This window comes from Lysobacter sp. HA18 (assembly GCF_054057595.1).
In genome coordinates, this window is the sequence record NZ_JBSRZL010000001.1 from 3,171,885 (window position 1) to 3,191,621 (window position 19,737).

Sequence of the window (19,737 nt, forward strand, 5' to 3'; positions counted from 1 at the left end):
TGAGCGGACGTCGAACCGTCCGCTGTGTCTGCTTCAGCGATCGCGTAGGAACCGCGCCATGGAGATGTCGCGCGATGCGTTGCTCGGCGCGAACTCCGCAGCGATGTCGACGAAACCGCGCATCAAGGCGACTTCGCGCGGCGTGCGGTTGAGCGAATCGCGAAGATCCGGATCCGCACCGGCCTTCAACAGGCGCTGCACGATGCGCGGCAGGCCGTGCAGCGCAGCGAGATGCAGCGGACCGAAGCCGCGCGCGTCGCGTGAGTCGAGTTTGACGTCCTGCACGAGGAACTGCTCGAGCGCGGTGAGCAGCACGTCCTCGTCCGTGCCGGTGCCTGGCTCTGCACGCGCACCGAGCAGCAACAGCAATGGCGTGACGTCGTTGGCGGCCGCATCGGGTTCGACGCCTGCGAGTACCAGCGCATCCAGCAACGCGGCGACGCGTGCGCGATCGCGCGACGTGAAGGCATACAGTGCGGCGCAGTGCAGCGCATTGCGACCCTGCCCGTCGACCGCATGCACGTCGGCGCCGGCCGAGATCAAGCGCATCGCGAGATCGGGCAGACCGAGCGCGCTTGCGACCATCAAGACGGTGAGATCACCGGGCAGTCGCTGTTCGAGCGATACGCGCGACGCCACGAGGCGATCGACGATGTCGATATGACGCATCGACACCGCGGCCGACAGCGGCGTCGCGCCCGACTGCGCGGCGAGACCCGGATCGGCACCGCGCTGCAACAGCAGTTCGACTACCGCGCGATGTCCGCCACCGGCGGCGCGCAGCAGTGCGCTGCAGCCCTGGCGATCGACGGCGTCGACCGGCAGTTCGAGATCCAGCAGGCGACGCACGGCATCGTCGTCGCCCGCCATCGCCGCGGCCGGCACGTCGAGCGCGCGCAGCGGACGACGCGGCAGCGGCCAGCCGCGCCAGTCCAGCCAGTCGGCGATGTCGCGACGACCTGCGGCAAGCGCGACACCGAGCGGCGTCTGCCCGTCGGTGGCGCGCAACTCGGTGCATGCGCCGTGCGCGACGAGGCGCTTCACCAGATCGACGCGACCGAGCGCGGCGGCGAGATGCAGCGCGCTCATGCCGCGGCTGTCGCGCGCGTCGAGGCCGACGCCGGCCTGCAGCAGACGCTCGATCAACGTGATGCCGCCAAGGCGCACGGCGAGCGTGATCGCGGGATCGCCGCCGCGCGACGGGCCGAACGGATCGGCGCCGCGTTCGAACAGCTCGACCGCCATGCGTGCGCAGGCGGCATCGCCGGCGACGCAGGCCGCGAGGAAACGCGCGAGACCGCCGCGACCCGCCGGCGATACGCCGGCATCGAGCAGTCGCCGCAGTGCCGGCAACGCGGCCGGGCCGCGACCGAGCAGCACGAACAGCGGCGTCTGGCCCTGCCCGTCGCGAATATAAGGATCGGCACCGCGCGCAAGCAGCCACGCGACGTTGGCGGGATCGGCGACGATCTCGTCGTCGTGCAATAGCGAGCCGAGATCGCTGGCCGACATCAACCGCACGACGCTGTCGAGTCCGTCCGCGTGCTCACGCAGGCCTTCGCGCAGCAACGCGATCGGCGTGCGGTCGGGCAACGGTGCATCGTCGTCTTCGCGCAGCGCGGCAGGCAGGCGATAGCCGGCGTCGAGTGCGGCGACCAGCGCCCAGCGACCGGCTTCCGCCGCGCGGTCGACCGGGCGCTTGCCCTGCTTGTCGACCTGCGCAGGATCGGCGCCGAGCTCGAGCAGGCGCGTGATGAGTTCGGGCGTCGCGCGTTCGGAATCGCAGGCCAGCGACAAGAGGCTTCGGCCGTCGGCGTCGACACGCGACGCCTGTGCGACGCCACTATCCGGCAACTGGCGCAGCAGTTCGTCGGCGACTTCGAGCTGACCGCCGCGCACGGCTTCCATGATCGGCGTGCGGCCCTGCGCGTCGGTGAGCGCGGCATCGGCGCCGGCTTCGAGCAGCGCGATCACGATTTCCATGTGGCCGGCATGCGCGGCAACGTGCAACGCGGTGCGACCGGAGCGGTCGCGCGCGTCGACGCGCGCCTTGTGCTTGAGCAGCAGCTGCACGCCAGCCGGGTCATCGTCTTCCGCACCCGCGGCGGCGAGCAATGCAGGCTGGCCGCCCGGCGGCTCGGGACGCGCGCCGCGTTCGAGCAGGAAACGCGCGACGCGCCAGTTGCCCGCAGCGCAGGCCATGCCGAGCGGCGACAGGCCTTCGGCGTTGACGACTTCGAGTTCGGCCGCAGCATCGCGCAGCAGTGCGGCGACACCCGGATCGGTGCTGCGCGCGGCGAAGTGCAGCGCGGTATTGCCGTCGCCATCGCGCAGGCGCGGGTCGGCGCCGTTCGACAGCAGCGTCATCACCGCTTCGGGGCGGCCATGCCAGCTGTCGCGCGTGGCGGCCAGCAGCGGCGTCATGCCGGCCTGCATCGCGTTGAGATCGATGCCCTTCGCGATGAGCGCGCGCAGCAGGCGCAGGTCCGGCAGCACTGCGGCGAGAACCGGCAATGCACGCTGGTCGCGTTCGCCGGCGGGCGGCGGCGAGTTGACGTCGACGCCGGCGTCGATCAGTGCGAGTGCGCGTTCGACGCGACCACCGCGTGCGGCGTCGTACAGCTCGCGCAGCATCGCCTTGGGGTCGACGGCCGGCGCGACCGCGACGGGCGCTTCGGCGCGAATGGCGTCGAGCGCGACCACGTTGTCGATGCGGTCGGTACGTTCGGGTCGTACCTCGCGCGCATTGCCATCGACGCGCGAGATCAGGAAATGCAACGCGGGACCAAGCAGCGCGACGAACACCGCGACCGCGATGCGCGTGGAGCCCGTCAGCACGCCCGGCCACGCGAACACCGTGACCGCCGATGCGAGTGCGACGACCGGCACGGCGACGGCGAGCCCGCGCCATGCGGTGCGATCGCGATCGGGCATCGCGTCGAGATGCGCGCGCCAGTCGCCATCGCGCTCCACGCCGGTCCATAACGTCCACGTTGGCCAAAGCACAAGAAGCGCGATGCCGACCGCGAGACTCAACGCGATCGTCGCCGGCAGCGAACCGCTGCGCAGCAGCGCCATCAACGGCCATGACAACAACAGGCCGACGCCGAGCGTGGCGATCGTCCACAGGCCGAGCAATGTCGCGAGATGACGCGACGTCGAACCGACGCGGCGACGCCAGGTCGATACACCGACCGCCGCAAGCGGCTGTGCGAGAAGGATGCCGATCGAGGTGACCGGCGACGGCAGGATCGCGAGCGCGGCGATGACAACCGCCGCGGCGATGAACGCGAACGCGCGTCCGTGCAGGTTGCCGCGGTCAGGCATCGCGGCTCCGGTAGTACTCGCCCGCGTCGTAGGCCGGTGCGTCGGGCGGCGGCGGCATCTGCAGGAAGAAGCCGCGTGATTCGAGTGCTTCGCGCACCTGCGCGGCGTCGGCGCGCGCGAGGCGACGCTCGGGCGTCAGCTCGACTTCGAGCACGTATTCGAGTCCGCCGAGCTGCGCGCGCACAGGCTCGGGCAGCGCGTCGAACGCATCGCGCTGCGCGAGATAGACGTAGGTGTCGGCCTTTCGCAGGCTCTTGTAGACGTGGGCGTGCATGACGGCAACGCTCGTTGAGGGCGTCGCGACAGCATACCCGCGGACTAGTGGTGATAGCCGCTGTCGGCCGCGACTTTGCCCGCGAACACCCGGTACGACCACCACGTGTAGCCGAGGATCGCCGGCAGCAGCACGACCATGCCGACCATCACGAAGCCCTGCGACGACGGCGGCGACGAGGCGCTCCAGATCGTCAGCGACGGCGGAATGATGTGCGGCCAGACGCCGAGCACCAGCCCGACGAAACCGAGCAGGAAGAAGCTCAGGGTGAGCAGGAACGGCGTCGCGTCGCGCCCTTCGCGCAGCGCCGCACGCCACAGCCACGCGGCGTTGACCAGCGCGAGCAGCGGCACCGGCGCGAGCCACCAGAAATGCCCGCCCTCGAACCAGCGCGCCATGATCCGCGAGCTCAGGAACGGCAGCCATGCGCTGACCAGGCCCATGAACGCCACAACCACCAGCACCAGCGGCCGTGCCATGTGCCGCGCGAGGCGCTGCAGCGGGCCTTCGGTCTTGAGGATGAGCCACGTGGTGCCGAGCAGCGCGTAGCCGAACACCACCGCCACGCCGGTCAGCATCGAGAACGGGCTGAACCAGCCGAACGCGCCGCCGAGGTACTTGCCCGATTCCAGCGGCATGCCCTCGACGATGGAGCCGAGGATCACGCCCTGCGCGAATCCGGCGAACGTCGAGCCGAGCCCGAACGCCGCGCCCCAGAAGCGTCGCGCGCGCGTGGCCTTGAAGCGGAATTCGAAGGCGACGCCGCGGAAGATCAGCGCGATCAGCATCAGCAGCACCGGCAGGTACAGCGCCGACAGCATGATCGCGTAGGCCTTCGGGAACGCGGCGAGCAGGCCCGCGCCGCCGAGCACCAGCCAGGTTTCGTTGCCGTCCCAGATCGGCGCGGCCGTGTTCATCATGTGGTCGAGTTCGTCCTCGTCGCGCGCGAACGGCGCGAGGATGCCGAGGCCCAGCACGAAACCGTCGAGCAGCACGTACATCAGCACGCCGAAACCGATCACGCCGAACCACAGCACCGGCAGCACGGTCGCGGCGCTCACGGGCGCACCTCGCGCGCGGCGCCGTCGTCGACCGAATCCACCGACAGCGGCCGCTTCGGTCGACGCTCGCCATGCTCGGCTTCCGGGCCCGGATCGTGCGGCACTGGACCGACGCGCACGAGCTTGCGGATGTACCAGATGCCCGCACCGAACACGATCGCGTAGACGGTGATGAACGCGGCGATCGACGCAATCACTTCGCCGGTGGTCAGCATCGGGCTTACCGCATTCGCTGTACGCAGCAGGCCGTACACTACCCACGGTTGACGGCCGATCTCGGCGACGTACCAGCCCGTCAGCAAAGCGACGAAGCCGGCGAACGTCATCCAGCGCCAGCCGTTGATGAGCCAACGCGTGTCGAACAGCCGGCCGCGACGCAGCTGCAGCGCCGACAGCCAGGCCAGCGCCAGCATCGCAAGCCCGAGCCCCACCATCACGCGGAACGAGAAGAACACCGGGATGACCGGCGGGCGGTCTTCGCGCGGCACGGCCTTGAGCGGCGTGATCTCGCCGGCCCAGCTGTGCGTGAGCACCAGCGACCCGACACGCGGCAATGCGACTTCGTAATCGTTGCGCTCGGCCTGCTGGTTCGGCACCGCGAACAGCACCAGCGGCACGCCAGCGCCGGCCGCGCCCTGCTCCCAGTGCGCTTCGATCGCCGCAAGCTTGGTCGGCTGGTACTTGTGGACTTCGAGGCCGTGCAGGTCGCCGACGAAGATCTGCGTCGGCACCGTGATCGCGGCGAACAGCACCGCCATCTTCAGCATCTTGCGCGCAGCATCGACATGCTCGCGTCGCCACAGGTAGCCCGCGCTGACGCCACCGACCACGAAGCACGTGGTGATGAACGCGGCCAGCACCATGTGCGCGAGCCGGTACGGGAACGACGGATTGAAGACGATCGCCCACCAGTCCGCGGGTTCGAACACGCCGGCCTGCGTGATCGTGTAACCGGCCGGCGTGTGCATCCAGCTGTTGGCCGAGATGATCCAGAACGTCGACACCAGCGTGCCGAGCGCGACCATGCACGTCGCGAAGAAGTGCAGTTTTTCCGGCACCTTGCGCGCGCCGAACAGCATCACGCCGAGGAAGGTCGCCTCGAGGAAGAACGCGGTCAGCACCTCGTACGTCATCAACGGGCCGAGGATGTTGCCGGCGCGTTCGCTGAGCACGGCCCAGTTGGTGCCGAACTGGAAGCTCATGACGATGCCGCTGACCACGCCCATGCCGAAGCTGATGGCGAAGATGCGCAGCCAGAAGAAGTAGATGTCGCGCCAGACGCTGTCGCGCGTCCGGAGCCATCGCCATTCACAGAACGCGAGCCAGCTGGCCAGTCCGATCGTGAATGCGGGAAACATGATGTGGAACGAGATCACGAATCCGAACTGGATTCGCGAGAGCAGCAGAGCATCCATCGAGGGCCTTCCCGTCGATCAGGTTGAGTCGTCTATTCGCCTGCGTATTGTGCGCCACGCGCGAGCTCGCTGCAGCAGCGTCGCAGCATCGGGACGCCGTCGCCGGACGACCGCGCGCGCCGCGGCACGATGGACGTCGCGTCGTTAAGGCCGGATGCGCGGTCGCGTCTCATGCACTACGTCGCGTGGCGATAGTGGGATGCGGCCGCTCGCGAGGATGACCGACGCCACGGTGCGCCACCCGCACCGGCTGCTACGCTCCGCCGACTTCGTATCACCGGACTCTCCATGCGTCGCAGCGCCCTTGCCACCGCCCTTGTCCTCGCGGGGCTCGCCCCGTTCGCCCACGCGCAGTCCACGCCGCGCATCACCCTCGACCAGGCGATGGCCGATCCCGACTGGATCGGAAATTCCGTCGAGCAGGCGTGGTGGTCGTGGGACGGCCAGAACGCCTACTTCAGCCAGAAGCGCACCGGCGCGACGATCCGCGACACCTTTCGCCAGCCGATCACTGGCGGCGTAGCGGTCAAGCTCGACGGCGCGGAGCACGCGGCAATCGACGGCGACGATGAAGTGGTCGACGCGGCCGGCACGCGCATGGCGTTCTCGCGCGGCGGTGACATCTTCGTGCGCGACCTCAAGAGCGGCGCGCTGACGCAGGTCACGCGCACCGCGGCCGAGGAATCGCGCCCGCAGTGGGGTCCGCAAGGGCAGCTCGTGTTCCGCGCGGGCAACGACTGGTTCGTCTGGCGCGCCGGCAGCGTCGCGCAGGCGTCCACGCTCAAGACCGAGGACGACCCCGACAAGGCGAAGAAGGACGACGACCTGCGCGCGCGCCAGCTGCGCCTGATCGACACGCTGCGCACCGACCGCGAGAAGCGCGAGGCCGCGAAGGCGCAGGACAAGGTCTGGCGTGCCGCCGATCCCACCGCCGCACCGCCGACTGCGTATCTCGGCAAGGACGTCGAACTGGTCGACAGCGCGCTCTCGCCCGACGGCCGCTGGCTGCTGGCGGTGACGTATCCGAAGGGCGCGGACCTCGGCCAGGCCGGCAAGCTGCCGCGCTACGTGACCGAATCGGGTTACGAGGAAACCGAGGAAGCGCGCACGCGCGTCGGCCGCAATACGCCCGCCGCGCATTCGCTGTGGCTGGTCGAAACCGCGACCGGCGCGGTCACGCCGCTCAAGTTCGACGACCTGCCCGGCATCAAGACCGACCCGCTCGCCGAGTTGCGCAAGAAGGCCGGCAAGAAGCCGCTCGATGGCGCGCGAGAGGTACGCATCGAAACCGACGGCGACGGCACCGGCCCGGCGATCCACTGGAGCGACGACGGCCGCGATGCTGCGGTGCTGGTGCGTGCGGTCGACAACAAGGACCGCTGGATCGCGCAGGTCGATCTCGCCGGCAAGAAACTCGTGACGCGCGATCGCCTCACCGACAACGCGTGGATCAACTGGAACTTCAACGACTTCGGCTGGATGCCCGCGAACGGCCACAACCGCCTGTGGTTCCTGTCGGAGAAGTCGGGTTACTCGCATCTGTACGTCAGCGATGCACCGGGTTCGTCGCGCGCACTGACGTCGGGCAAGTGGGAGGTTTCCGCGCCGCATCTCACGCGCGACGGGCATCGCTTCTACTTCGAGTGCAATCGCAGCTGGCCGGGCGATTACGAAGTGTGCGCGGTCGATGCGAACGGCGGCGACGTGCGCGAAGTGACGAGCCTGGATGGCGTCGAGGATTTCGCGCTGTCGCCGGACGAGTCGAAGCTGCTGGTGCGGCATTCGTCGAGCTACCTGCCGCCGCAGCTCGCGGTCGTCGATGCGAACGGCGGCACCGCGCGTGAGCTCACCGACACCCGCACCGCGCAGTACAAAGCGTTCGACTTCATCAAGCCCGAGATCGTGCAGATCCCGAGCAAGCACGGTGCCGGCACGATCTGGGGCAAGTTCTACGGCCCGAAGAATTACGAGGCCGGCAAGACGTACCCGATCGTGTTCTTCATCCACGGCGCGGGCTACCTGCAGAACGTGCACGCGCGCTATCCGAACTACTTCCGCGAGCAGATGTTCAACAATCTGCTCGTCGATTCGGGTTACGTGGTGCTCGACATCGACTACCGCGCGTCCAGCGGTTACGGCCGCGACTGGCGCACGGCGATCTATCGCAACATGGGTCATCCCGAGCTCGACGATCATCTGGACGCGCTGGACTGGGTGGTGGCCAATCGCCACGCCGATCGCGACCACGCCGGCCTCTATGGCGGCAGCTACGGCGGCTTCATGACGCTGATGGGCCTGTTCCGTTCGCCCGGCACGTTCAAGGCCGGCGCCGCGCTGCGCCCGGTCACCGACTGGTCGCAGTACAACCACGAGTACACGTCGAACATCCTCAATACGCCGGAGCTCGATCCCGACGCGTACGCGACGAGCTCGCCGATCGAATACGCCGCCGGGTTGAAGGACAACCTGCTGATCGCACATGGCATGATCGACGACAACGTGTTCTTCCGCGATTCGGTGATGCTCACGCAGAAGCTCATCGAACTGCACAAGGACAAGTGGACGCTCGCGCCGTATCCGCTGGAACGCCACGGCTTCGTGCACGCGGACTCGTGGTACGACGAATACCGCCGCATCCGCGAGCTGTTCGCGCAGTCGCTCGGCAAGTAAGTCGTCCGGCTGAGTCATGCGAGACGCCGCCTCCGGGCGGCGTCTTCGTTTCCGCGGCCGTGATCGGTTCGCGGCGATAATGCGACGCACGCTTCGTCGGGCCGATCCGGCGAACGCTCCAGCTCACGGATCCCATGCAAGACGTCGACGTCCTGATCATCGGTGGCGGTGCCGCCGGCCTCATGTGCGCGTTCACCGCCGCGCGCCGGGGCCTGCGCGTGCAGGTGATCGAGCACGCCAACCGCGTCGGCAAGAAGATCTTGATGTCCGGTGGCGGGCGCTGCAATTTCACCAATACGGGCACGACCCCGGCGAACTACCTGTCGGGCAATCCGCACTTCTGCAAGTCGGCGCTGGCGCGGTACACCCCGTGGCATTTCATCGAGATGGTGGAGCGTCATCGCATCGCGTATCACGAGAAGGAACTCGGTCAGCTGTTCTGCGACGAGTCGTCCAAGCTCATCGTCAAGATGCTGATGGACGAATGCGATGCGGCCGGTGCCCGCGTGTTGACGAGTTGCAGCGTCGAGCAGATCGAACACGAAGGCGAGCGTGACTTTCGCGTTCGCACGACCGTCGACGTTTTCCGAACACGTGCGTTGATTGTGGCGAGCGGCGGCCTCTCGATCCCGAGCATGGGTGCAAGTGGTTTCGGCTACGAACTCGCACGCACGTTCGGTCACACGCTGAAGCCGACGCGCGCAGGGCTGGTGCCGCTCACGCTCAGCGGCACGCATCAGGAACGGCTGGCCGATCTCAGCGGTGTCGCGTTCCCGGTCACCGTCGAAGCGAACGGCACCAGCTTCAGCAACCAGATGCTGATCACGCATCGCGGCCTCAGCGGGCCGTCGATCCTACAGATCTCGTCGTACTGGCAACCGGGCGACGAACTCGTCGTCGACCTGCTGCCGCAGCACGATTCGCACGAGTTCCTGACGTCGCAACGCCATGCACGACCGGACGCGATGCTGCACACGATTCTCTCGGACGTGCTGCCGAAACGTTTTGCACAACGACTCTGCGAAGTCTGGTTGCCCGATCGCCCGATCAAGCAACTCACGCCACCGCAGCTGCGCGACGCCGCCACGCTGCTGCAGCGCTTTCCGATTGTCGCGAGCGGAACCGAAGGCTATCGGACCGCGGAAGTCACGCTCGGTGGCGTCGATACCAACGAGCTGTCGTCGACAACGATGGAATCAAAGCGCGTGCCCGGCCTGTATTTCATTGGCGAAGTCGTCGACGTCACCGGCTGGCTCGGCGGCTACAACTTCCAGTGGGCCTGGGCGGCGGGCGACGCCTGCGGCAAAGCGGTGTGCAGCGACTGATCAGCGGCGCGGCGCGGGGCCGCTCGATCGCCGCACGCACAGCGTGTACGGCACATGCAGCATGCGGCCGCTGCCGGGCGTCTGCACTGCGGCGAGCAGTTCCAGCGTCGCCAGGCGGCCCATCTCGTGCGTGGGCTGGTGCACCGTGGTGAGCGGCGGAAAGATCTGCGTCGACATCGGCGTGTCGTCGAAGCCACAGACGGAGAGATCTTCCGGCACACGCAGGCCCTGCTCCAGCGCGACGGAAATCACGCCGGCGGCCATGTCGTCATTGGCGGCGAAGATCGCGGTCGGGCGACGCTTCTGCGCGAGCAGCTCGTGCGCGGCGCGTGCACCCGATTCGAACGAGAACTCGCCCGGCATCAGTAGCGAGTCGTCGACGTCGAGGCCCGCGCGTTGCAGGCCGAGCTTGTAACCCGCGATACGCCAACCGGTCGCGCCGTGCGCGGGATGGCCGGAGATGTGCGCGATACGGCGATGGCCCAGCGACGCAAGGTGCTGGACCATGTCGCAGGCGGCCTGCGTCTCGTCCATGCCGACGCCGATGCTGCCGACGCGATCCTTCGGCGAAATGCATGCGACGGGAATCTGCATCTCCGCAAGACGCGCGCGCAGTTCGGGGATGTCGGTGATCGGCGGCGTCATGATCAGGCCGTCGGGCTGCGAGCGCCGGATCAGGCCTTCGACGCGCTCGAGCAACTCGGGAACATCCGTGTCGACCGGGCACAGAAGCATCGCGTAGTCGCGCTGTTCGCAGGCCGCGAGCGCGCCGGACATCACGCCCATCAGGTAGTTGTCGGACGGGTTGTTGTAGAGCAACGCGACCAGGAACGATTTGCTGCCGGCGAGGCTGCGCGCGGAGAAATGCGGGATGTAGTTGAGGCGCTGCACGGCCTCGAGCACGCGCTCGCGGGTTTCCTCGCGCACGTTCGGCTCGCGGTTGAGTACACGCGAGACGGTCTTCATCGATACGCGCGCCGCTTCGGCGACGTCCTCGATCCGCACTCTCGACACCATGATCGCTCCCATCGGCCCGCATCCGGCCGGCGCCGCCATGGAAGGCGGGCGACGCGGCGCGGCACAGTGTAATGGCCCCGTCCGGGCGGCCTCCCACGGCATTTCCGGAACGGCGATCCCCCGGACGCGCCCGATCCTACCCGAAAAATTGACAGCGCTATCATCGAGCGAAACTTTGCGGCAGACTCCGGCCGACCCTCCGCAGGAGACCGCGTCAATGGCTTCGTACTCGGCTGCACCGTCCGTTTCGACCACCGACGCGCCCGCGGACACCACGCGTCCGCTGGTGATCGTCACCGTGCTGTTCTTCATGTGGGGACTGCTGACGTCGCTCAACGACGTGCTGATCCCACACCTCAAGTCGATCTACACGCTCAACTACACCCAGGCGATGCTGGTGCAGTTCTGCTTCTTCGGCGCGTACTTCCTGGTGTCGTTGCCCGCGGGTGCGCTGATCCGGCGCATCGGTTACCAGAAGGGCGTGGTGACCGGGCTCGCGATCGCGGCGACCGGCTGCCTGCTGTTCTATCCGGCATCGACGAGCGGTTACGCGTTGTTCCTCGTCGCGTTCTTCGTGCTCGCGGCCGGCATCACGATTCTGCAGGTCGCGGCGAATCCTTACGTCACCGTGCTCGGTGATCCGCGCACGGCGTCGAGCCGGCTCACGCTGACGCAGGCGTTCAATTCGCTGGGTACGACGGTCGGCCCGTACGTCGGCGGCCTGCTGATCCTTACCGGCGTACAGGCGCTGACGCCGGAGCGCCTCGCCGCGATGGACGATGCCGCGCGCGCTGCCTATCGCACGACGGAAGCCGCGACCGTACAGGGCCCGTATCTCGGCCTCGCCGCGACGCTCGCACTGCTCGCCGTGGTGTTCGCGATCGTGCGTTTGCCGCGCATCACGCATGACGACGCGCTGCCGGGGGCACCGACGCCGTCGATCCTGCGTCATCGCCACCTCGTGCTCGGCGCGGTTGCGATCTTTCTCTACGTCGGCGCGGAAGTGAGCATCGGCTCGCTGCTGGTCAATTTTTTGGGTGAGCCTCAGATCCGTGGCCTGCCCGCAGCAAGCGCTTTCCAGTACGTGAGCTATTACTGGGGCGGCGCCATGATCGGGCGCTTCATTGGCTTCGCCGTTATGCAGAAGGTGCGGCCGGGGCTGGTGCTGGGCTTCAACGCGGCGATGGCGATGCTGCTCGTGCTGACCGCCACGCTCGGCAGCGGCACGCTCGCAATGACCGCGATCATCGCCGTCGGCCTGTTCAACTCGATCATGTTCCCGACCATCTTCAGCATGGCTCTGCATCGCCTTGGCGATCTCACTGCCAAAGGGTCCGGCATGCTTTGCATGGCCATCGTCGGCGGCGCGATCGTGCCGTTCTTGCAGGGCGCGCTGGCCGACCGCATCGGCCTGCAGCCGTCGTTCTTCCTGCCTATCGCCTGCTATGCCTTCATCCTGTTCTTCGGCCTGAAGTACGCGCGCATCTATGAGCGCGCGCACTGAGGCCTTGATCGCGGCGGCATTGCTCGCCGCGTTCGCATCGACGGCGCTCGCGGCACCATCCGTCGTACGCATCACGCACGACGATTCGGGCGCATACCACCTGCAGGTCGACGGCCAGCCGTTCGTGATCCGCGGCGCCGGCCTGCAGGATGGAAACCAAGAAGCGCTGCGCGAACGCGGCGGCAACGCGTTCCGCACTTGGCGACCCGGCGATGACGCGACGGCGATGCTCGACCGCGCGAAGCGCAACGGCCTGCACGTTGCGCTCGGTCTCGAAGTCGAAAGCGAGCGCCACGGTTTCGACTTCGACGACGATGCCGCGGTGTCGCGCGAAGTCGAACGCATTCGCGCCGAAGCACTGCGCTATCGCGATCACCCCGCGCTACTGATGTGGGTCGTCGGCAACGAGCTCAACCTCGATGCGACGAATCCGCGCGTCTGGGACGCGGTGAACCGCATGGCCGCGGCCATTCACGCGGTGGATCCGAACCATCCGGTGATGACGACGCTTGCGGGCATCGATCCGAAGGTCGTCGCGGAAGTGAAAGCGCGCGCGCCGCAGCTCGACCTGCTCGGCGTGCAGCTCTATGCCGACATCGCCGGGCTCGACGCGAAGATCCGTGCGTCCGGTTGGACCGGGCCGTACGTCGTCACCGAATGGGGACCGACCGGTCACTGGGAAAGCCCGACCACGCCGTGGGGCGCGCCGATCGAGGACGACAGCGCGCGCAAGGCGGCGTCGATTCGCGAGCGCTACCTGCACGAGATCGCACCCGCGAATCCGCAGCGGCTCGGCTCCTTCGTGTTCCTGTGGGGCCAGAAGCAGGAACGCACGCCGACCTGGTACGGGTTGTTTCTCGAGTCGGGCGAATCGACACCGGCGGTCGACGCGCTGCAGACCGCGTGGACCGGCAAGGCGCCGCCGAACCGCGCGCCGCTGGTTGGGTCGCTCACGGTGGACGGGCGCACCGCGAAGTCCGGCATCGTGCTCGCACCCGGCACCCCGCACGTCGCCCGCGCAAAGGTCAGCGAACCCGACGGCGACCGCCTGCAGCCGCGCTGGTACGTGCTCGAGGAGAGCCGCGCGACCTCAATCGGAGGCGATGCCGAGACGCGGCCGACGCCGATGGATGTCGCGGCGAAGATCGTCGATGCCGGCACTGCGCGCTTCGTCGCGCCCGTCCATCCCGGTGACTACCGATTGTTCGTGGAAGTGCGCGACGGCCGCGGCCACGCCGGCTACGCGAACCTTCCGTTCCGCGTCGCGACCCCGCCCACCCACTGACCCGCGCGCGGTCATGCGGCAGTGCAGCGTGCACGCGCCGCCGGCCGCCTTCACGCTTGGACTGACAACGCTGTCAGGCCCGCCGGCCCGACACGTGGATGACGACCCGGAGCCCGCATGCCGCCCTTCCCGTCCCGCGCCCCTCGCCGCCTGCTGCTCGCGGCTTCGCTCGCCGTCGCGATCGCCGGCATCGGCAGCGCCACCGCGCAGTCGGCGTCCAACGTCGCGCATCCGGACCTGTGGCCGAAGATGACGTCGCCCGTTCCGCGCGATGCACGCATCGAAGCGCGTATCCGCGAACTACTCGCGGCCATGAGCGTCGAGGAAAAGGTCGGCCAGGTCATCCAGGGCGACTTCGGCAGCCTCACGCCCGACGACGTGCGCACCTATCACCTCGGCTCCGTGCTCGGCGGCGGCAACTCCGATCCCGGCGGCAAGTACAACGCACCGGCGAAAGACTGGCTCGCACTCGCGGATGCACTGCACGACGCGTCCGTCGACAAGAGCAAGGGCGGCCGCGGTATTCCCGTGCTGCTCGGCATCGACGCCGTGCACGGCCACAACAACGTAGTCGGCGCCACGCTGTATCCGCACAACATCGCGCTCGGTGCGATGAACGACCCGGCGCTGGTGCGCCGCATCGCGCAGGCCACCGCCGACGAACTGCGCGCCACCGGTTTCGAGTGGACGTTCGCGCCCACCGTCACCGTGCCGCGCGACGATCGCTGGGGCCGCACGTACGAAGGTTATTCGGAAGATCCGGCGCTGGTATCGCGCTATGCGACTGCGGTGGTCGAAGGCCTGCAGGGTCGCGTCGGTTCGAAGGAATTTCTCGATGCGCGCCACGTCGTCGCGTCGTCCAAGCATTACATCGGCGATGGCGGCACGTTCGACGGCAAGGACAAGGGCGATACGCGCGTGTCCCAGCAGGAGCTGCGCGACATCCACGGCGCGGGGCACATCGCGGCGTTGAAAGCCGGCACGCAGACGGTGATGGCGTCGTTCTCGAGCTGGAACGGCGCGAAGATGCACGGCAACCGGTCGCTGCTCACCGACGTGCTGAAGCAGCGCATGGGCTTCGACGGATTCGTCGTCGGCGACTGGAACGGTCACGCCGACGTGCCGGGTTGCACGCCGATCGACTGCGCCACCGCGCTGCTCGCCGGCGTCGACATGTACATGGCGCCCGACAGCTGGAAAGGCCTGTACGCGACGACGGTCAAGCAGGTGCGCGACGGCACGATCCCCATGCAGCGCCTCGACGATGCGGTGTCGCGCATCCTGCGCGTCAAGCTCCGCATGGGTCTGTTCGGTGCACCGAAGCCGTCGCAGCGCGTACTCGGCGGGCATTTCGAGGAACTCGGCAGTGCCGCGCATCGCGCACTCGCGCGCGAAGCGGTGCGCAAGTCGCTGGTGCTGCTGAAGAACGACCGCGGCGTGCTGCCGATCAAGCCGAACACACGCGTGCTCGTCGCTGGCGACGGTGCAGACGACGTCGGCAAACAGGCCGGCGGCTGGACGCTGAGCTGGCAGGGCAGCGGCACCGAACGCGCGGATTTCCCGAACGCCCAATCGATCTGGGACGGCATCCGTACGACGACGTCGCAGGCCGGTGGCCGGGCCGAGCTGTCGGTCGACGGCAAGTACACGACCAAGCCCGACGTCGCGATCGTCGTGTTCGGCGAAGACCCGTATGCGGAATTCCTTGGCGATATTCCCAGCCTCGCGTTCCGTCATGGGCGCGGGCATGACCTCGAGATGCTGCGCCAGTTCAAGGCTGCGGGCATTCCGGTGGTCGCGGTGTTTCTGTCGGGTCGTCCGTTGTGGATGAATCGCGAGATCAATGCGTCGGATGCATTTGTCGCCGCGTGGTTGCCGGGTTCGGAAGGTGGCGGCATCGCGGATGTGCTGTTCGCCGATGCATCCGGCAAGCCGCGTCATGACTTCAGCGGTCGACTGTCGTTCTCGTGGCCGCGCACCGCGGTGCAGACGCCACTCAATGCCGGGCAGCCGGGCTACGACCCGCAGTTTCCGCTCGGTTACGGGCTGAGCTATGCGTCGCCGCACAAGGTCGGCACGTTGCCCGAGGAATCCGGGCTCGGTAACGCCGACGCCGATCCCGCGGTGTTCTTCGAACGCGGCAAGCTCGCACCAGGCTGGACGTTGCGTGTTGCAGACAAGGGCGGCGAAGCGAAGCCGGTACGCACGCTGCCGTCGCGCGATCTCGTGCGCGGTGTTGCGGTGAGTGCGACGGACCATCACGCGCAGGAAGACGCGCGTCGCCTGCAGTGGCGCGGCCCCGCCGAGGTATCGCTGCGTGCCGACGCGCCGATCGACCTGTCGCGCGAAAGCATGGCCGGCACATCGCTGGTCACCACGCTGCGCATCGACTCGCCCGCGCGCGGCGAGGTCGACATCGCGATCGGCCGCGGGCACGTGCCGCTCACCGCCACGCTCGCCGAGATTCCGACAGGCCGGTGGACGCGCGTCGCCGTCCCGCTGGTGTGCTTCGCGCGTGGCGGCACCGACCTCACCAAGGTCGACGACGTGTTCCATGTCACCGCCGATGCCGGGCTCGAGATCGCGTTCTCGCAGATCGAGCTCGACACCCAGGCCGACCATGCGGTGCAGTGCAACATGCACTGAGCGCTGCACCGCAACACGGTTTTCCCGCGTTTTCCAGTGTTTTTCGCTCCATGTGACCGGCTGTCGCCTTCCGTTTGACAACGCTGTCATGTCCGCGTGCAATCCGACGCACCACGGCCGGTCGTCGGGCCCATCCATTTGCAGTGCGCTTCAGGGGGTTTCATGAAGAAGTCCGCGCAGTACCGACCACAACAGAGCCTGCTCGCCGCCGCCGTGCTGTTCGCACTCGCCGGCCCCGCGTTCGCGCAGGACGCGACGTCCGGCACCGGCGCGAACGCCACCTCTCCGGCCGACCAGGACGCCAGCGCGCGCGAGCTCGACACCGTGGTGGTCAAAGGCATCCGCGGCAGCCTGACCTCGTCGATGAACCTCAAGCGCGATGCGCAGGGCGTGGTCGACGGCATCGTCGCCGAGGACATCGGCAAGTTCCCGGATACGAACCTGGCCGAATCGCTGCAGCGCATCACGGGTGTGTCGATCGACCGCAAGGACGGCAGCGAGGGTTCGCGCGTCACCGTGCGCGGCGTCGGCCCCGACTACAACCTGGTGCTGCTCAACGGCCGCCAGATGCCGGGCTCGAACATCGAGGACGCGACTGCGCCCAACACGCGTGCGTTCGACTTCGCCAATCTCGCCTCCGAAGCTGTCAGCGCGCTCGAGGTCTACAAGACCAGCCGCGCCAGCACGCCGGTGGGCGGCATCGGCGCCACGATCAACATCAAGACCGCGCGCCCGTTCGACAACAAGGGCGCCACGCGCGCGAGCTTCGGCATCAAGGCGGTGGCCGACACGTCGGCCAGCAACGTGCCGGACAGCTTTGACCTCGACAAGGTCACCCCGGAACTCTCGGGCATCTACAGCAGCACGTTCGCCGATGGACGCTTCGGCATCGGCCTCAGCGCGAGCTACCAGAAGCGTGATTTCGGCTTCAGCCAGGTCGCGGTGGGCAACGGCTGGAAGACCTTCCACGGCGACGAGAACAACTGGGGCACGATCCCGCAGGAAGGCCAGCCGGGTTCGGAGCGCATCGTCAATCGTCCGGGCCCCACCGACATCTACTCGGTGCCGCAGAACCTCAACTACAACGTCAACGGCGTGCAGCGCGAGCGCATCAACGGCCAGCTCGTCATGCAGTGGGCGCCGACCGACGACCTCACTGCGACGCTCGACTACACGTACTCGCAGAACAAGTACGAGCGCCGCCGCAACGAGATGTCGGTGTGGTTCAACTTCGGCCCCTCGTCGAGTTCATGGACCGACGGCCCGATCGCCGCACCGAACATCTATTCCGAAATCATCAACCCCGCCAACAGCGACTACGCCATGGGCGGCGCGCACAACGCGACGAAGAGCGAAGACAAGTCGATCGGCTTCAACCTGAAATGGAAGGCAACCGATCGCCTCAATCTCGCGCTCGATGCGCATGACTCGACGTCGACCGCGGGTGCCGACAGCCCGTACGGCAGCAGCGGCGTGCTCGGCACCGCGGGCTTCTTCCGCGCGGCACGACGACGGCCGATTTCTCCGGCGAATTCCCGATCCTCAACATCCAGCTGCCGGCGGGCATGGCGTCGATCGATCCGTCGCAGATGCTGGTGACCGGCTCGTCGTTCCGCAATTCGCTGCAGCGCATGGAAGTCGAGCAGTTCCAGCTGTCGGGTGATTTCTCGTTCGAGAACTATTCCAAGCTCAACTTCGGCGTCGGCACGACCGAGGTGAAGAACCGCTCGGCGTTCGCCAACGTGCAGCTGGACACCTGGGGCGGCGCCACCAACGCCGGCGACTACCCGGACAGCGTCTGGCAGCTCGACCACATGGGCAACTACTTCGACCAGTTCTCCGGCGCGAACGATCCGAACTTCACCGACGCGTTCTTCGTCTGGGACTTCGACACTGTGCGCGACCTCGCCGAGAAGGCGTGGGTCGCCGCCGGCCACCCGGCCTCGGACTACCGCGCATCGAACAATTTCAGCACCGACCGCCGCACCACCGAGAAGTCGAAGAGCGCCTACGTCGAGTGGAGCGATACCTGGGACTTCTCGATGCCGCTCAACGTGGCGATCGGCGCGCGCTACGAAAGCACGCGCGTGGAGTCGTCGGCCCGCGTGCCCGAACGCACCGGTATCTCGTGGGGCTCGGCCAACGAGTTCACTGTGCTCAGCGGCGGCTCCGTGTTCACCACGCTGGTCGGCAAGTACAGCTACGTGCTGCCGAATGTGGACCTGAGCCTGGATGTGACCGACGCGATCAAGGTGCGCGGAAGCTTCGGCGAAACGATCGGTCGCCCGCTGTGGGCGCAGATCCAGGGCGGCCAGACGCTCAACGATCTCGTGCGCGTCGACGGCGGTACCGGCGACCAGGGCAACCCCGCGCTCAAGCCGCTGCTGTCGAAGAATTTCGACCTTTCGTTCGAGTGGTACTACGGCCCGTCGAGCTATCTTTCGGTCGGCTACTTCCGCAAGAACATCCAGAACTACGTCGGCACGACGCAGGTCGTCGACACGCCATTCGATCTGCACACGCCGGTGGGCGGCGCGTACTGGAACGCGGCGCTCGGCGCCGGCGGCTGCCCGGCGAGCGATGTGGTCTGCATCCGAAACTACATCTTCGACAACTTCAACGGGCAGCCGGGCGTGACCCGTACGGGCGTTTCCAGCGCCACCGGTGAACGCACGGGCACGATCGTCGGCCAGCCCGGCGATCCGATTGCGAATTTCCGCATCACGGTGCCCGCCAACCAGCGCAACGCCTCGCTCGACGGCTGGGAGATCAACATCCAGCACATGTTCGGCGAGAGCGGGTTCGGCATGTCGGCCAACTACACGATCGTGGATTCGGACCTCACGTACGACAACTACGTGATCGGCCAGCAGTTCGCGCTCGAGGGCCTGAGCGACTCGGCGAACCTAGTCGGCTTCTTCGAAAACCAGCAATGGTCCGTGCGCGCGGCTTACAACTGGCGTGACCAGTTCCTCACCAGCCGTTTCGACGGCAATGGGCCGAATCCGGTCTACGTGGAGCCGTATGGGCAGCTCGATCTGAATGTCACGTACAACATCAACGACAACATGTCGCTGTCGTTCGAAGGCATCAACCTCACCAACGAGACCTATCGCCAGCACAGCCGGCACGAAAACCAGGTCGAGTTCCTGACACAGGGCGGGCCGCGCTACATGCTGGGCTTCCGCTACAAGTTCTGACCTCGGACGGCGG

At 67.5% G+C, this 19,737-nt stretch carries 10 protein-coding genes and 1 pseudogene; 6 read left to right on the plus strand and 5 right to left on the minus strand.

Annotated elements, in window-relative coordinates; genetic code table 11:
- Positions 1-33: 33 nt before the first annotated feature.
- From ACVWWW_RS15350 to ACVWWW_RS15365, 4 genes are read right to left on the minus strand one after another with little or no spacing between them, the layout of a single operon-like run.
- Positions 34-3,327, minus strand: coding sequence for an ankyrin repeat domain-containing protein (locus ACVWWW_RS15350; protein WP_051234583.1), 3,294 nt, complete (start codon positions 3,325-3,327; stop codon positions 34-36).
- The gene (locus ACVWWW_RS15355; RefSeq protein ID WP_027081644.1) at positions 3,320-3,601 is read right to left on the minus strand and encodes a YcgL domain-containing protein; all 282 of its coding nucleotides are present in this window, start codon (positions 3,599-3,601) and stop codon (positions 3,320-3,322) included. The genes ACVWWW_RS15350 and ACVWWW_RS15355 overlap by 8 nt, the downstream gene beginning before the upstream one ends.
- Positions 3,602-3,645: 44 nt before the next feature.
- The gene (gene cydB, locus ACVWWW_RS15360) at positions 3,646-4,662 is read right to left on the minus strand and encodes a cytochrome d ubiquinol oxidase subunit II (RefSeq protein WP_027081643.1); all 1,017 of its coding nucleotides are present in this window, start codon (positions 4,660-4,662) and stop codon (positions 3,646-3,648) included.
- On the minus strand, positions 4,659-6,077 hold the full coding sequence (locus ACVWWW_RS15365) for a cytochrome ubiquinol oxidase subunit I (protein ID WP_027081642.1): 1,419 nt from the start codon (positions 6,075-6,077) through the stop codon (positions 4,659-4,661). Before ACVWWW_RS15365 ends, cydB begins: the two co-directional genes overlap by 4 nt.
- Positions 6,078-6,365: 288 nt before the next feature.
- Between ACVWWW_RS15365 and ACVWWW_RS15370 the strand changes: the two genes are divergently transcribed.
- Both ACVWWW_RS15370 and ACVWWW_RS15375 read left to right on the plus strand, forming a co-directional pair.
- Positions 6,366-8,747, plus strand: a complete 2,382-nt coding sequence (locus tag ACVWWW_RS15370) for a S9 family peptidase (RefSeq protein ID WP_027081641.1) — start codon at positions 6,366-6,368, stop codon at positions 8,745-8,747.
- A 134-nt stretch (positions 8,748-8,881) separates the two neighbouring features.
- Positions 8,882-10,072: a BaiN/RdsA family NAD(P)/FAD-dependent oxidoreductase gene (locus ACVWWW_RS15375; protein ID WP_027081640.1), complete on the plus strand. Its 1,191-nt coding sequence runs from the start codon at positions 8,882-8,884 to the stop codon at positions 10,070-10,072.
- On the opposite strand, the gene ACVWWW_RS15380 is transcribed toward ACVWWW_RS15375, so the two are convergent.
- Positions 10,073-11,101, minus strand: coding sequence for a substrate-binding domain-containing protein (locus ACVWWW_RS15380; RefSeq protein WP_036140947.1), 1,029 nt, complete (start codon positions 11,099-11,101; stop codon positions 10,073-10,075).
- A 205-nt stretch (positions 11,102-11,306) separates the two neighbouring features.
- On the opposite strand from ACVWWW_RS15380, the gene fucP reads away from it, so the two are divergent.
- From fucP to ACVWWW_RS15400, 4 genes and pseudogenes are all read left to right on the plus strand, one after another.
- Complete coding sequence (fucP, locus tag ACVWWW_RS15385) at positions 11,307-12,593, plus strand: L-fucose:H+ symporter permease (RefSeq protein WP_027081638.1); 1,287 nt, start codon at positions 11,307-11,309, stop codon at positions 12,591-12,593.
- Positions 12,577-13,878, plus strand: a complete 1,302-nt coding sequence (locus ACVWWW_RS15390) for a glycoside hydrolase family 2 TIM barrel-domain containing protein (RefSeq protein WP_027081637.1) — start codon at positions 12,577-12,579, stop codon at positions 13,876-13,878. The genes fucP and ACVWWW_RS15390 overlap by 17 nt, the downstream gene beginning before the upstream one ends.
- 117 nt (positions 13,879-13,995) lie before the next feature.
- On the plus strand, positions 13,996-16,524 hold the full coding sequence (locus ACVWWW_RS15395; RefSeq protein ID WP_051234581.1) for a glycoside hydrolase family 3 protein: 2,529 nt from the start codon (positions 13,996-13,998) through the stop codon (positions 16,522-16,524).
- Positions 16,525-16,686: 162 nt separating this feature from the next.
- Positions 16,687-19,724, plus strand: a pseudogene (locus ACVWWW_RS15400) (TonB-dependent receptor).
- The last annotated feature ends 13 nt before the right edge of the window (positions 19,725-19,737 follow it).

Excerpts from the sequence above, each read along its gene's own strand:
- fucP (WP_027081638.1), top strand. The coding sequence starts at position 11,307 with ATGGCTTCGTACTCGGCTGCACCGTCCGTTTCGACCACCGACGCGCCC.
- ACVWWW_RS15380 (WP_036140947.1), bottom strand. The coding sequence starts at position 11,101 with ATGGGAGCGATCATGGTGTCGAGAGTGCGGATCGAGGACGTCGCCGAA.
- ACVWWW_RS15370 (WP_027081641.1), top strand. The coding sequence starts at position 6,366 with ATGCGTCGCAGCGCCCTTGCCACCGCCCTTGTCCTCGCGGGGCTCGCC.
- ACVWWW_RS15390 (WP_027081637.1), top strand. The coding sequence starts at position 12,577 with ATGAGCGCGCGCACTGAGGCCTTGATCGCGGCGGCATTGCTCGCCGCG.
- ACVWWW_RS15365 (WP_027081642.1), bottom strand. The coding sequence starts at position 6,077 with ATGGATGCTCTGCTGCTCTCGCGAATCCAGTTCGGATTCGTGATCTCG.
- ACVWWW_RS15350 (WP_051234583.1), bottom strand. The coding sequence starts at position 3,327 with ATGCCTGACCGCGGCAACCTGCACGGACGCGCGTTCGCGTTCATCGCC.
- ACVWWW_RS15355 (WP_027081644.1), bottom strand. The coding sequence starts at position 3,601 with ATGCACGCCCACGTCTACAAGAGCCTGCGAAAGGCCGACACCTACGTC.
- ACVWWW_RS15375 (WP_027081640.1), top strand. The coding sequence starts at position 8,882 with ATGCAAGACGTCGACGTCCTGATCATCGGTGGCGGTGCCGCCGGCCTC.
- ACVWWW_RS15395 (WP_051234581.1), top strand. The coding sequence starts at position 13,996 with ATGCCGCCCTTCCCGTCCCGCGCCCCTCGCCGCCTGCTGCTCGCGGCT.